Annotated in this window: 12 protein-coding genes; 8 read left to right on the forward strand and 4 right to left on the reverse strand. The window is 64.0% G+C overall.

Going from position 1 to position 13,106, the window contains the following annotated elements; translation table 11 throughout:
* Window positions 1-7 precede the first annotated feature (7 nt).
* Entirely contained in the window at window positions 8-337 is a 330-nt protein-coding gene (locus tag ASG37_RS17065) for a conjugal transfer protein TraD (protein ID WP_031393025.1), read from the reverse strand.
* Between the two features lie 174 nt (window positions 338-511).
* Between ASG37_RS17065 and traA the strand changes: the two genes are divergently transcribed.
* Together traA and ASG37_RS17075 are read left to right on the forward strand one after the other, a co-directional pair.
* The gene (gene traA / locus ASG37_RS17070) at window positions 512-3,484 is read left to right on the forward strand and encodes a Ti-type conjugative transfer relaxase TraA (protein WP_055763284.1); all 2,973 of its coding nucleotides are present in this window, start codon (window positions 512-514) and stop codon (window positions 3,482-3,484) included.
* Window positions 3,485-3,545: 61 nt separating this feature from the next.
* Window positions 3,546-4,274: a DUF6118 family protein gene (locus tag ASG37_RS17075; protein WP_192143182.1), complete on the forward strand. Its 729-nt coding sequence runs from the start codon at window positions 3,546-3,548 to the stop codon at window positions 4,272-4,274.
* 49 nt (window positions 4,275-4,323) lie between these two features.
* Here ASG37_RS17075 and ASG37_RS17480 read toward each other — a convergent pair whose 3' ends face one another.
* Complete coding sequence (locus ASG37_RS17480; RefSeq protein WP_056677700.1) at window positions 4,324-4,761, reverse strand: MerR family transcriptional regulator; 438 nt, start codon at window positions 4,759-4,761, stop codon at window positions 4,324-4,326.
* Between the two features lie 36 nt (window positions 4,762-4,797).
* Between ASG37_RS17480 and ASG37_RS17080 the strand changes: the two genes are divergently transcribed.
* Entirely contained in the window at window positions 4,798-5,460 is a 663-nt protein-coding gene (locus ASG37_RS17080) for a cation transporter (protein ID WP_055763288.1), read from the forward strand.
* 79 nt (window positions 5,461-5,539) lie between these two features.
* Here the strand turns inward: ASG37_RS17080 and ASG37_RS17810 are convergent, their stop codons facing one another.
* Window positions 5,540-5,686: a hypothetical protein gene (locus tag ASG37_RS17810; protein WP_156349056.1), complete on the reverse strand. Its 147-nt coding sequence runs from the start codon at window positions 5,684-5,686 to the stop codon at window positions 5,540-5,542.
* Between the two features lie 194 nt (window positions 5,687-5,880).
* On the opposite strand from ASG37_RS17810, the gene ASG37_RS17085 reads away from it, so the two are divergent.
* Genes ASG37_RS17085 through ASG37_RS17100 form a run of 4 tightly spaced genes read left to right on the forward strand, consistent with a single transcriptional unit; the run spans window position 5,881 to window position 12,239 of the window.
* Window positions 5,881-7,146 (forward strand): TolC family protein, encoded by a 1,266-nt coding sequence (locus tag ASG37_RS17085; RefSeq protein ID WP_055763290.1) that lies wholly within the window; start codon window positions 5,881-5,883, stop codon window positions 7,144-7,146.
* Window positions 7,143-8,312, forward strand: coding sequence for an efflux RND transporter periplasmic adaptor subunit (locus ASG37_RS17090; protein WP_055763292.1), 1,170 nt, complete (start codon window positions 7,143-7,145; stop codon window positions 8,310-8,312). The genes ASG37_RS17085 and ASG37_RS17090 overlap by 4 nt, the downstream gene beginning before the upstream one ends.
* Window positions 8,313-8,315: 3 nt before the next feature.
* On the forward strand, window positions 8,316-11,549 hold the full coding sequence (locus tag ASG37_RS17095; RefSeq protein WP_055763295.1) for an efflux RND transporter permease subunit: 3,234 nt from the start codon (window positions 8,316-8,318) through the stop codon (window positions 11,547-11,549).
* 3 nt (window positions 11,550-11,552) lie between these two features.
* Complete coding sequence (locus ASG37_RS17100; RefSeq protein ID WP_055763298.1) at window positions 11,553-12,239, forward strand: ZIP family metal transporter; 687 nt, start codon at window positions 11,553-11,555, stop codon at window positions 12,237-12,239.
* Between the two features lie 243 nt (window positions 12,240-12,482).
* Here the strand turns inward: ASG37_RS17100 and ASG37_RS17105 are convergent, their stop codons facing one another.
* Complete coding sequence (locus ASG37_RS17105) at window positions 12,483-12,671, reverse strand: hypothetical protein (protein ID WP_041394287.1); 189 nt, start codon at window positions 12,669-12,671, stop codon at window positions 12,483-12,485.
* Window positions 12,672-12,850: 179 nt separating this feature from the next.
* Here ASG37_RS17105 and ASG37_RS17110 point away from each other — a divergent pair, with 179 nt between their 5' ends.
* Window positions 12,851-13,066: a hypothetical protein gene (locus tag ASG37_RS17110; protein ID WP_055763301.1), complete on the forward strand. Its 216-nt coding sequence runs from the start codon at window positions 12,851-12,853 to the stop codon at window positions 13,064-13,066.
* The last annotated feature ends 40 nt before the right edge of the window (window positions 13,067-13,106 follow it).

Consider the following 13,106-nt stretch of genomic DNA (forward strand, 5'->3'; position numbering starts at 1 on the left):
GCCCCTGCTATCCGTTCGCCGTTCCGCCGCTTCCGCCCGCAGCGTCGCCGCCTGGTTCAGTCGCAGTGCCCGATCCGTCGATTGCAGCAGCGCCGCCACCTTTGCGCCCACGTCGTTGAAAGAAGGCCGCGCCCTTCGCGCGCCATGCCTCCTTCGCGCCCGCATCCTTTGATCCGATCGCATCGAGCAGCACCCCGGCGAGGGTTTCCGGATCAAGCGCATCGGCCCCGGTCGCAACGACGAGCTGGCCAAGCTGTTCGACCCGCTTTGCCTTGAGCGCGCGGGCCTTGTCACCCAGTGCCTTCAGCTCGGCATCGTAATCGCGAACCTTCCGCATCGCCTTTACCCTTCCGCGTATCGCTCATCAACATCTTAGCGCGCCGAGCATATGGGTAAAGCCAGAACGAGCAGAACGCAGCACCAAGTCAATCAGGAGGAGCGAAGCGGAGGATGAGTGCGCGCTTATACGTCGTTGCCGACGTGCGCTCAGAAGTGCAATAAGCAGGGCGTCATGGCGATCTACCATTTCTCCGCCAAGGTTGTGAGCCGCGCGAACGGATCGAGCGCCGTCGCGAGCGCCGCCTATCGCTCCGCATCCGAGCTGCACGACGATCGGTTGAACCGGAATCACGACTTCAGCAACAAGGCAGGCGTGATCCACTCCGAAGTGATGTTGCCACAGGGCGCACCGGAGCGTTTAAACGACCGCACGACCTTGTGGAACGAGGTGGAGGCAGGCGAGAAACGCAAGGACGCGCAGCTTGCCCGCGAGGTGGAGTTCTCGATTCCGCGCGAGATGAATGAGAAACAGGGCGTCCAGCTAGCGCGCGATTTCGTGAAGCAGCAGTTTGTCGATCGCGGGATGGTCGCGGATCTGAACGTGCATTGGGACAAGGCGAAGGACGGCACGCCCAAGCCGCACGCGCATGTCATGCTTGCGATGCGCGACGTGGGGCCGGAGGGGTTCGGGAAGAAGAACCGCGACTGGAACTCGACCGAGCTTTTGAAGGACTGGCGCGAGGCGTGGAGCGCCCACGTTAATGAGCGCATGGCCGAGCTTGGGCTTGAGGGTCGCATCGACCACCGCAGTTACGAGGCGCAGGGGATCGGGCTGGAACCGCAGCACAAGATCGGCCCGGCCGCATCGCGTCGTCCGGAGCAGGGGCTTGAGGCGGAGCGGATCGAGGATCACACGCGCATCGCTCGTGAGAACGGCGAGAAGATCATCGCCGATCCCAATGTCGCGCTGGACGCGATCACGCGGCAGCAGGCCACGTTCACCACTCGCGACCTGGCGACGTTCGCCTTCCGGCACAGCGACGGCAAGGAGCAGTTCGACCAGGTGATGGGGGCGGTGCGCGCCAGCCCCGAGCTGGTCGCATTGGGGAAGGACGGGCGCGACCAGGAGCGGTTCACCAGCCGCGACATGATCGCGGTGGAGAACCGGCTTGAGCGCGCGAGCGACGAGCTGGCGGGCCGCGCCGCGCATGGCATCGTCGATCGGCATCGTGACGCCGCGATCGACGCAGCCGAGGGCCGAGGGCTTGTCCTGTCGAGCGAGCAGCGCGACGCCTTCGATCACGTCACCGGCAACAGTGGGCTGGCGTCCGTCGTCGGCTATGCCGGCAGCGGTAAATCGGCGATGCTGGGCGTCGCGCGCGAGGCTTGGGAGGGGCAGGGCTACACGGTGCGCGGCGCGGCGTTGTCAGGCATCGCGGCCGAGAACCTTGAGGGCGGGTCCGGCATCCAGTCCCGCACCATCGCCAGCCTTGAACACGCATGGGGGCGGGGGCGTGAACAGCTAGGCCCAAGGGACGTGTTGGTGGTGGACGAGGCCGGCATGATCGGCTCGCGTCAGATGGAGCGGGTGCTGTCCCAAGCACGCGATGCCGGGGCCAAGGTCGTGATGGTCGGCGACCCCGAGCAGTTGCAGGCGATCGAGGCCGGCGCGGCCTTTCGCAGCGTCACCGAGCGCCACGGCGCGGCCGAGATCACCGAGATACGCCGGCAGCGCGAGGACTGGCAGCGCGACGCCACGCGTGCGCTGGCGACCGGGCGCACCGGCGAGGCGATCCATGCCTATGACAGCAAGGGCATGGTCCACGTCGCCGACAACCGTGACGAGGCGCGGGGCGAGCTGGTGGACGGTTGGGATCGCGCACGCCAGACCGAGCCGGGCAAGACCCGGATCATCCTCACCCACACCAACGCCGAGGTGCAGAGCCTCAATGGCGAGGCGCGCAACCGGTTGCGCGCATCCGGCGACCTTGGCGACGACGTGACGGTGAAGGCCGAGCGCGGTGAGCGGCAGTTCGCGACGGGCGACCGCATCATGTTCCTGCGCAACGAGCGCGGCATGGGGGTGAAGAACGGCACGCTGGCGACGATCGAGCGGGTATCGTCCGAGGGCATGGCGGTGCGCCTCGATGACGGGCGCGGCGTCGCGTTCGACACCAAGGACTATGCCCATGTCGATCATGGCTATGCGGCGACGTTCCATAAATCGCAGGGCGTGACGGTCGATCGCGCGCACGTCCTCGCCACCCCCGGCATGGACCGGCACAGCGCCTATGTCGGCATGTCGCGTCATCGTGACGACGTGCAGCTCCACTATGGCCGCGACGACTTCAGCGACCAGCGCCAGCTCGTCCGCGCGCTCTCGCGTGATCGCGGCAAGGACATGGCGGGCGATTACGCTAAGCCCGAGCAGGATCAGGCGCGGGCGTTCGCCGATCGGCGCGAGATCCGGTTCCCGGAACTCGCACGCCAGATGGTCGAGAAGGTGCGCGACAAGGCCAAGGGCATGTTTGCCGGTTTCCGGCCAAAGCCGGCTGTCGCGAAAGAGGGGGCGATTAACACTGCCCGCGATCACGGCCAGGGGGGTCTGATTAACACCGCCCGTGATCGCAGCCAGGGGGGGCCGATTAACACCACCTTGGACGTCTCTCAGGCCAAGGCGATCGAACGCTATGCACGTGCCGCGGGCGATATCGGCCGGATGCGCAACAAGGGTCTGCCCGTGCTGCCGCATCAGGAGAGCGCTTTGCAGAAGGCTGGCGAGAGGCTGGACGCGACCCGTCCCCATGCCGCGCGCGACCTTGCATCGGCGCTTGCGCGTGATCCGAAGCTTATCGAGCAGGTGTCGGGCGGCAATACAGTTGGCGCGGCACGCGCGATGGCCGACGAGAAGCGTGTGCGGCTAGACCCGGACGCGCGTGCCGAGCGGTTCGTGGAAGGCTGGCAGAAAATGCAGCAGGCGCGGGCAGGCATGGAGCGGGCCGGCGACAGTGCCGGTGCCGAGCGGTTGCGCGAGCGGATGGAGAAGGCGGCGGGCGGGCTGCACCGTGACCCGCAGCTCGAATCCGCACTGCGTCGCCATGCACCCGACCTGGCGCTGAAGCAGGAAAGCGAGCGGTCGATCGGCGATGCGCTGTCGTCGTCGCTCGATCGTGGGCGCGACCGGGATCGGGGGATGAGCCGGTGACGGTTCGTGCTTTCGGGTACGATCCGGTTTGTGGTTTCATGCAGTAAAGGGGAAGAAGTGCATGAGTGACGATCACGAACCGGACGCCGCAGCGGAGGCGTTTGAAGGTGTCCGCGGTGAGCTTGCGCTGTTGCGCCGCGCCGTCGAGCGGCTGTCCGCGGAGCGCGCCGAGGTGCCGGAGATACCCGATTACAGCGAGACGCTGGGGAAAATGGCGAAGGCGCTCAACGCGACCATGCAAAATGTCGGCGTGCTGGCGAAAACGGCCGAGGACAATGTCGCGCCGCGCTATGTCGCCGACCGGATCGTCGCGGCTGGCGGCCATGCCCGCGACGAGGATCGGCGCATGATCGCGACCGCCGGTGAGAAGATGGACAAGGCGACGACCGCTTTGCACGGTATCGGCGGTTCTGCCCGCCGTGCGGACGAGCAGCGCCGTACCTTGTGGCAGGTCGGTGCGGGAGCGTGCCTGGGCGGGGCGCTGCTATGGACGATCGTGCCGGGGATCATCGCGCGCGAGCTCCCGGGGAAGTGGCAGGTGCCCGAGTGGATGGCAGCGCGCACGCTTGACCTACCGAAATGGGAAGCCGGGCAGCGCCTCATGCGAGCTGCTGGGCCGGATGCTTTCGCCAACATCGCGGCAGCCGATCGGATCATCACCGCAAATCGCAAGGCTGTGCAAGCCTGCTACAAGATAGCTGTGAGGACTAAGAAGACGGTGCGCTGTACCATCGAGATCAGTCGGGATGACGTGGCGGCAAGAAGTGCGATCGTCAGCTCCACGGATTGAAGTGCCCAAGCGGTGCAAGCCGATCATTCCACCGGACAGCAGCGATGCGCTATGCGGAAGGGGCAAGTGCTTCGATGATCCGGCAGTCGGCGACGGTGTTGCGGCTACAGGAATCTATTAGCGCGTCGAGTTCACCAGCAAGCGCGGTGAGGTCTGCAATTTTGCGTCTAATCGCGTCGCGGTGTTGGTTGGCAACGACATCGACGGCGATGCAGGACTGATCGCGCCGATCGGCAAGCCCCATAAGCTCGCGCACCTGATCGATTGAAAAGCCAAGATCACGCGCGCGACGGATGAAGGACAGGCGGCGTAGATGCGCGCCCTCATAGGTCCGATAGTTCCCCGCCGATCGCTCAGGAGCCGGCAGCAAGCCAATCTGCTCATAGTAGCGGATCGTCTCGACTTTCGTGCCGGTCGCACCAGCCAGTTTTCCGATCGTCAGTTTCTCAGACACAGCGCTTGACCCTCTAGCGACTAGAGGGTGCATATAGGCTGTCAGATCGATTCTATCGAGGTGGCGAATATGGCCTGCACAAGCTGCGCGTCCGACAAGGCGGACACTCTCAACGACCCTAAGTGGCGGCGCGCGCTATGGATTGCGCTCGCCATCAATGGCGGCATGTTCGTTATCGAGATCGTTGCCGGCATCACGGGTGGATCGAAGGCGCTGCAAGCCGACGCGCTCGACTTTTTTGGGGATACTGCGAACTACGCAATCAGCCTTGGCGTTGCCGGAATGGCGATAGCCTGGCGCGCACGCGCTGCGATGTTGAAGGGGGCGACGCTTGCTTTGCTAGGCGTCTATGTCTTGTTCGCGGCGGGATGGGGGGCGCTCCACGAAGCAACGCCCCATGCCGAAATTATGGGCGTGGTCGGCATCGCCGCGTTGATCGCGAACCTTGTAGTCGCGGTCATGCTGTACCGCTTTCGAAGCGGTGATGCGAACATGCGGTCAGTGTGGATTTGCTCGCGTAACGACGCGATTGGCAACATCGCCGTCGTACTGGCCGCAGGCGGAGTGTTCGGCCTCAACAGCGCGTGGCCTGATCTCGCCGTCGCCACCTTGATGGCTGTGTTGGGAATATCGGGCGGTGTTCAGATCATGCGGCAGGCACGCGCCGAAATGCGTAGCGAGCCCTCACCCGCCCCCGCTAGTTACCAGCAGTCGTTACATGGCAGTCGGTAAGCTGCTAAGGCGCGGGCCGATGCACCGCCTCTCCGCCCTGTTCCTCAGTTTCATGCTCGTGCTTATGCTCGGGCTTGGATCAGTCGCGCATGCGACCGAAGGCGTGACGTGCGTTGATACCACAGCGGTCAGCTCCCTCGATCATTGCGACGGCGATGCCGACCAAGTGCCGGCAGACGCCGACAAGGCTTATCCTCACCATCATGGTGGTTGCCACGGCCATCATGTCGGCGTGCCGATCGCGTCCGATTCAACCGGACCAGCCAGCAGCGTTCGTATGACTGCATCGATGTGGCGCAATGCGCCCAAGGCCCCGGTAGCGTCGGACCCAGCCCTACGTCCTCCCCAAGCCTGACCAACGCCTAATTCCGCCGGGAAAGCCCGTGCGGATGCCCAAGGTTCGTCAGGAGTCCGTTACCCATGCACCGTTTTATTGCGGCCTTATTGGCCGTGGCGTCGTGCGCGTCGATCGCACAGGCGCAGTCAGCCGATCCAACATCGACCAGTCCCCCGCTCACCCTTGAGCAGGCGCTTTCGCTTGCCGGAGCCAGCGCCCCCAGCCTTGAGGCTGCCACGGCTGGCGTCCGGGCAGCACAAGCAGGCCGCACGGTTGCCGGCTACCGCCCGAACCCGTCGATCGTCGCCGAGACCGAGAACATTGCCGGCAGCGGCCAATATCGCGGTCTTCGAAGCGCCGAGACAACGGCAGGTCTGGCACTACCGATCGAGTTGGGTGGCAAACGATCGGCACGGATCGCTGTCGCAGATGCGATTGGTAATCGAGCGAGGATAGGCACGGCGTTGGCCGAGGCTGATCTACGGCTTGCCATCACGCAGCTCTACATCGAGGCGACCGCAGCGGAACGCCGACTGGTGACCGCGCGCGAGCAGGCCGGTATCGCCCGCGAAGCATCGCGCGCAGCCGGCGTCCGCGTTCAAGCGGGGCGAGCATCACCGCTCGAACAGCAGCGCGCCGATGTATTGCGGATCAACGCGGAGACGGCTGTGGAGCGCGCAGAGCGGCTTGCCGAGGTCGCCCGAAGCAATCTTGCCCGACGGATCGGCCAACCCCTCACGGGACCGTTGGACTTGGTGTGGTTCGGCCGTGTCGAGGGCTTTGGTCCAGCGCGGCCGATCGAGACCGCCGGGACGCTGGCATTGGCGGCGACACGCGCGGACGTGACAACGGCAGAGGCACAGGTGCGGCTTGCTAGGTCGCAGCGCATTCCCGACGTGACACTCAGCGCCAGCGCACGACGGCTTGAGGCTACGAACGACGTGGCAGCGGTGTTCGGGCTGTCGATCCCGTTCCCACTGTTCAACAACGGCAAGGCGGCAGTGGCGCAGGCGCGGGCGCAGACTGATCAGGCGCAGGCGCTACGTCGCGCGGCCGAGCTGGATACCGCGCAGGATATCGCAAGCGCACAGGCGAACGTCGCGAATGCCGCGACGACCGCTCGCAACGCCAGCGGGCCGGCATTGGCGTCGGCAAGCGAAGCCGCTCGGATCGCCCGGATCGGCTACCGGGAGGGCAAGTTCGGTCAGCTCGATTTGCTCGATGCCGAACGTACCCTGTCCGAAACACGAACCGCCGCGATCGATGCGCTCGCCACCTATCACGACGCCAAGGCACGCCTCGAACGGCTCGTTGCCGCAGCGCCCTCGACCGAGGAAACCAATCAATGACGAAGACCATCATGCGGGCGCTCGCGCCTGTGACCCTGGCTGTCCTCCTTGCCGGATGCGGCGGGGGTGGCAACGGCGAGGCCGGTGAGAAAGCCGGAGCCGAGAAGACCGAAGGTGCCGAGGCCAGCGAAGCCAAGGAGGGTCCAAAGGATATCGTCACCCTGTCCGCGCAGCAGATTGCGGATGCCGGGATAGAGGTTACGCGTCCTACAGTAGGCGGCGTGGCCGGAGCGATCGAGCTATCGGCAACGATCGAGGGCGATCCTCAGGGTGTGCAGGTTGTGTCCACCTCCGTAGGCGGTCGGCTCGTTTCCCTCACCAGCAATCTCGGGCAGTCAGTCAGCCGGGGAGACCCGCTGGCTATCATCGAAAGCCGGGAAGCGGCATCACTGAAAGCGGAGGTAGAAGCCGCGCGCGCGCGTTCCGCACTCGCCCAATCAAACCTTCGCCGCGAACAGCGCCTGTTCGCTGAACGTGTTTCGCCAGAGCAGGATCTGGTCGCAGCGCGGACGGCAGCGACGGAGGCCAGCATTGCCCTTCGCCTCGCGCAGCAGCAATTGTCAGCGACGGGCAGCGGAGGCGGCGCGCTCAACCGCATCGCGGTTCGCTCGCCGATCGCCGGCCAGGTCATCGCGAGATCCGCTACACTCGGGCAGGCGGTCGCGGCCGATGCAGAGCTGTTCCGCGTCGCCAACCTGTCGAAGGTCACTGTAACCACCTCACTCGTCCCCACCGATGCCGGTCGGGTGAAACCCGGCGTGCGTGTCGAAGTGACGGCACCGGGGCGGCGTCAGGAGGGGCGCGTCACGTTCGTATCCCCCATTCTGGACGAGACGACCCGATTGGTGCCGGTGATCGCTACCCTCGACAACGCCGGCAGCACATGGCGCGTCGGCGAAACGGTCAACGTATCGATCCTCGTTCCTGCGACCGGGGACCGCACCGTCGCCGTGCCATCGGCCGCAGTGCAGATGATCGAGGACAAGTCGTTCGTGTTCGTCCGCACTGCGACAGGATTCCGGGCAATTCCCGTGACGCTTGGTCGCACCAACGGCGGGCAAGTCACCGTAACGGCAGGCCTTACCGGCTCGGAGCGCATCGCTTCCACCAACAGCTTCACGCTCAAGGCCGAACTCGGCAAGGGTGCAGGCGGGGATGAGGACTGAGCCATGATCGGTCGCATCGTCACCCTCTCCGTCGAGAAGCGCTGGCTCGTCCTGCTTCTCACCATCGCGGCTGCATTGCTCGGGATTGGCGCGCTGCGTCAGCTTCCGATCGACGCCGTACCCGACATCACCAATAACCAGGTGCAGATCAATGTCGTTGCTCCTGCCCTCTCCCCCGATCAGATCGAGAAGCAGGTTGCGTTCACGGTCGAAACCGCGCTCGCGGGCATTCCTGGCCTTGAATATACCCGCTCGCTAAGTCGCAATGGCTTTGCCCAGATCACAGCGGTTTTCGGTGAAAAGACCGATATCTACTTTGCGCGAGCGCAGGTCGCGGAACGTCTGCGAACCGCTGAGGAAGACCTTCCCGAAGGTGTGAACCCCGAGATGGGGCCGATCGCTACGGGCCTCGGCGATATCTTCATGTGGACGGTCGAATATCGCGAGCTGGACCAAGTTCACCACCGCAACGGCGAACCCGGCTTGCAGCGCGATGCCAGCTATATCACCCCCGAGGGGGATCACCTTGTCAGCGACGCCGACAAGGCGACCTATCTGCGCACCGTACAGGATTGGATCGTCACGCCGCAGCTCAAAAGCACGGCCGGGCTTGCTGGCGTCGACTCCCTTGGTGGCTACACCAAGGAATATCTCGTTATTCCGGACATACAGCGCATGGCGGCAATGCGGCTAACGCTTCAGGATCTCACCACCGCCCTTCAGCGCAGCAATACCAGCGCGGGCGCTGGCGTGGTCAACCGCAACGGAGAAGGGCTGGCGGTTCGATCGGATGGGCGTGTTCGCAACGCCGACGAGCTGGCACGTACCGTCGTTGCCACCCGCGAGAGCGTTCCGATCCTGCTTAACCAGATCGCGACCGTTCGCACCGGGCAGGCGCTACGCATGGGATCGGCGTCAGAAAACGGCCATGAAGTTGTCGTCGGCACCGCGGTTATGCGGATCGGGGAGAATAGCCGCACGGTATCGACCGGCGTTGCCGAACGGCTGACGCAGATCGGCCGCTCTTTGCCGGTCGATGTTGTCGTGAAGCCGGTCATGAACCGGACCGAGCTGGTGAACTCCACAATTTCGACGGTTGCCCGCAACCTCGCCGAAGGTGCGGTGCTGGTAATCGTCGTTCTGTTTGCGCTGCTTGGCAATTTCCGCGCGGCGCTGATCGCGGCCTGCGTCATTCCGATCACGATGCTGCTGACCAGCATCGGCATGTTGGAGGCGGGCGTTTCCGCAAATCTGATGAGCCTTGGTGCGCTCGACTTTGGTCTGATCGTAGATGGCGCGGTCATTATTGTGGAGAACGCATTACGGCGTTTGGGCGAGGCGCAGCATGGTCGTGATGACGTGCTGACCATCGAGCAACGTCTCGGGATTGTCGCGGCGTCGGCGCGCGAGATGATCCGGCCATCGGTGTACGGGCAGGCTATCATCATCCTTGTCTATGCGCCGTTGCTCACCTTCACGGGTGTCGAAGGCAAGATGTTCGAGCCGATGGCGCTCACGGTCATCATCGCTCTGGTGTTCGCCTTCATCCTATCGCTGACCTTCATACCGGCAGCGATTGCGATCTGTCTCAGCAAGCGGGTCGAGGAGAAGGAAAGCCGCGTCGTCACCTTCCTCCGGAAACGTTATGAGCCGGGACTTGATGCGGCAATGCGCCGACCCACCCTCACCATCGGCGTCGCGATCGGTGCGCTGGCACTCGCCGGGGCCGCTTTTACGACATTGGGGCAGGAGTTCTTGCCGCAGCTCGATGAGGGCAACATCCTCGTGCAGGCGGTCCGCATCCCGGGCACATCGGTCGATCAGAGCCAGGCGATGCAATTCCAGGTGGAAAAGGCACTCGCCAAGGCCCCTGAGGTCCGTTTCGCCTTCTCGCGCACCGGCACGTCCGAAATCGCATCGGACCCGATGCCGCCTAACGCGACCGACACCTTCGTCATCCTGAAGCCGAAGAAGGAGTGGCCCGACCCCGGCCTGTCCAAGGAAGAGCTGGTCGAGCGGCTGGAAAAGCGGCTCTCCACTCTGCCCGGCAACGCCTATGAGATCACTCAGCCGATCCAGATGCGGTTCAACGAGCTGATTGCAGGCGTGCGCGGCGACATCGCGATCAAGGTCTTTGGCGACGACTTTGGCGAGATGAACGCGACCGCAGATCGGATAGCCGGCATCCTTCGAAAGACGCGGGGTGCAGCAGACGTGCGGGTTGAACAAACCGAAGGCTTGCCGATGCTCGATATCCGGCCGAACCGCACTGCCATGTCCCGCGTCGGGGTGACGGCGGGTGACGTGCAGGACACGGTTGCCGCAGCCATTGGCGGCCGACAGGCTGGCGTGATCTTTGAAGGCGATCGTCGCTTCCCCGTCGTGATCCGGATGGCCGAAAGCTCACGATCCGATCTGACGGCGGTTGCTCAGGTGCCGGTGCCGACCGGCAGTGGCGGCTTCGTACCGCTATCGACAGTGGCGGATATCGCCGTGGTCGATGGTCCCAACCAGATCAGCCGCGAGAACGGCAAGCGGCGTGTCGTGGTGCAGGCCAACGTGCGCGATCGAGACGTGGCCGGTGTCGTGGCTGATGCCCGGTCAGCCATCGACGCTCAGGTGAAATTGCCGCCTGGCACGTATCTCGAATGGGGCGGTCAGTTCGAGAACCTGGCATCTGCCCGCGATAGGCTTAGCGTTGTGGTGCCGATCTGCTTCGTGGTCATCATGTTCCTGCTCTACGGCGCGCTTGGCTCCGTCAGGGATGCGTTGATCGTGTTTACCGGCGTTCCGCTGGCGCTGGTCGGAGGCATCCTTGCGCTGGTGCTAAGAGGCATGCCGTTCTCCATTTCAGCGGCAGTCGGCTTCATCGCGCTATCAGGTGTCGCGGTTCTCAACGGGCTGGTCATGGTGTCGTCCATCCATGATCTGATGCGGCAAGGCATGGGTCGTGCGGTAGCGGCGCATCAAGGCGCTCTGGCGCGGCTCCGGCCGGTTGCGATGACGGCGCTCGTCGCATCGCTTGGCTTTGTGCCGATGGCACTTGGTCATGGTGCTGGAGCCGAGGTGCAAAAGCCGCTGGCGACCGTCGTCATTGGTGGCCTGATATCCGCAACCTTGCTCACCTTGTTCGTGCTGCCGACGCTCTACGCTCGTTTCGGACGGCGCGAGCTGCCAGCCCCATCAGGGGGACACATCGAACTGCCGCCTTTGAATCATGACAGCGTGAGGGCTTAAGCTATGCAGGCCGTTGCCTTCACGCTCATTCCCGTCGTCGCCGTACTGATCGGCTCGCTATTCGCGGTATCGAGACGGCCAAGTGATGCCTTCGTAAGCGCTATGCAGCACTTGGCGGCAGGCGTCGTGTTCGCCGCAGCGGCAGCCGAGATCTTGCCCCAGGTGATGCACGAAGGTTCACCGATCGCGACATTCACAGGCGGCGCGCTTGGCATTCTCGTGATGCTGTCGCTCAAAGCTCTTGAGGGTCGCGCCAGTGGCCCGATCGCTATGTTGGGCGCGGTCGCAGTGGATATCCTGATCGACGGGCTTGTTCTCGGGTTGGCGTTCGTCGCTGGCGGGAAGGCCGGCGTGTTGCTGACGATCGCGTTGACGTTGGAGGTGCTGTTTCTCGGACTGACCGTGACCACCGAGTTGGGCGAGACGATCAAGTCCAAGGCGCGGATCATCGCGATTACGATGGGGATCGCGTTGTTGCTGCCGATCGGTGCGGCGATAGCGACTCCCGTTGCGACGTTTCCGCCCGTCGTCATCGCCGGGTTTCTCAGTTTCGGTTTGATGGCGCTGCTCTACCTTGTGACGGAAGAGCTATTGGTGGAGGCGCACGAGAAGCCCGATACCCCGCTTATCAGCGCCATGTTTTTCATCGGCTTTTTGGGATTGCTCCTGATCGAGGAGTTTTTGGGCTGACCGCTCGACGTGGAACGTCTTGGACCAATGATGATGACGTCGAGCTTCGTCGGCGTATCGAGGCCAAGCAGACTCTGGCGGTAATCGCACGCGAGATGGGCCGAACGATGGATGCGGTTCGGGGAAGAGCCTCAACCCTACGGGTAACTCTCCGCTCGTCACAGCGACCATGGCGCGACGGCGTGCCGCGGCGGGTAGATGTAGACTAGAAAAATAGGGGCGGTTGCCCGCCCCTATCCAGCTTCAGCCGTGCTTCATGCCGCCCTTAGCATGATCGCAGCAGTCCGCGGCCTTGGCTTTTGCGCCATCCTTGCAGCAGTCCGCACCGTCCTTGCAGCACGCCATGTCGGCGCAGCAATTGGCGACAGCGGCGAATGCGCCAGTCGACAGAGTGAGGGCGAAGGCAGCGCTGATGAGCTTAAACTTGGTCATGATATTCTCCGAAATTTACGTGTGATGGTGTTCGACGTCACACGGTTTGCGGAGGGGGCGTGGCCGGAGCGTATGCCATGCCCAAAAGGCCCGTCTGTGGAGCTGGCCAAGGCGATAGATGGGAGGACGGAACCAGCCCGATATGCTCGACGGTTTCGCCGGCAACCGCAACGCACGGTATGGCGCAGGCCGACGCAGGTGCCTTTTTGATGGGAGCGCCTGCTGATTTGCTGGCGCAGTCCATCATCGCGGACGCAGCCGGAGGCGCGGCCATCGCCATCGTCTCGCAGAGCGGGCCAAGCCGGACCAGCAACATCACTGCCAGGACGAAAAACGCCATGGAACGCAATATCTTGGAGAATGGGCGAGCCCGGCGTTTCATTGGATGCATCTAGAAGCACACTCAGTGATGCACAATGTCGGAGGAGCGGTTCG

The sequence above is a fragment of the Sphingomonas sp. Leaf407 genome (assembly GCF_001425385.1).
Taxonomy (GTDB): Bacteria; Pseudomonadota; Alphaproteobacteria; order Sphingomonadales; family Sphingomonadaceae; genus Sphingomonas.

Excerpts from the sequence above, each read along its gene's own strand:
- ASG37_RS17105 (WP_041394287.1), bottom strand. The coding sequence starts at position 12,671 with ATGACCAAGTTTAAGCTCATCAGCGCTGCCTTCGCCCTCACTCTGTCG.
- ASG37_RS17095 (WP_055763295.1), top strand. The coding sequence starts at position 8,316 with ATGATCGGTCGCATCGTCACCCTCTCCGTCGAGAAGCGCTGGCTCGTC.
- ASG37_RS17065 (WP_031393025.1), bottom strand. The coding sequence starts at position 337 with ATGCGGAAGGTTCGCGATTACGATGCCGAGCTGAAGGCACTGGGTGAC.
- ASG37_RS17075 (WP_192143182.1), top strand. The coding sequence starts at position 3,546 with ATGAGTGACGATCACGAACCGGACGCCGCAGCGGAGGCGTTTGAAGGT.
- traA (WP_055763284.1), top strand. The coding sequence starts at position 512 with ATGGCGATCTACCATTTCTCCGCCAAGGTTGTGAGCCGCGCGAACGGA.
- ASG37_RS17090 (WP_055763292.1), top strand. The coding sequence starts at position 7,143 with ATGACGAAGACCATCATGCGGGCGCTCGCGCCTGTGACCCTGGCTGTC.
- ASG37_RS17100 (WP_055763298.1), top strand. The coding sequence starts at position 11,553 with ATGCAGGCCGTTGCCTTCACGCTCATTCCCGTCGTCGCCGTACTGATC.
- ASG37_RS17080 (WP_055763288.1), top strand. The coding sequence starts at position 4,798 with ATGGCCTGCACAAGCTGCGCGTCCGACAAGGCGGACACTCTCAACGAC.
- ASG37_RS17810 (WP_156349056.1), bottom strand. The coding sequence starts at position 5,686 with ATGATGGCCGTGGCAACCACCATGATGGTGAGGATAAGCCTTGTCGGC.
- ASG37_RS17480 (WP_056677700.1), bottom strand. The coding sequence starts at position 4,761 with ATGCACCCTCTAGTCGCTAGAGGGTCAAGCGCTGTGTCTGAGAAACTG.
- ASG37_RS17085 (WP_055763290.1), top strand. The coding sequence starts at position 5,881 with ATGCACCGTTTTATTGCGGCCTTATTGGCCGTGGCGTCGTGCGCGTCG.
- ASG37_RS17110 (WP_055763301.1), top strand. The coding sequence starts at position 12,851 with ATGGCGCAGGCCGACGCAGGTGCCTTTTTGATGGGAGCGCCTGCTGAT.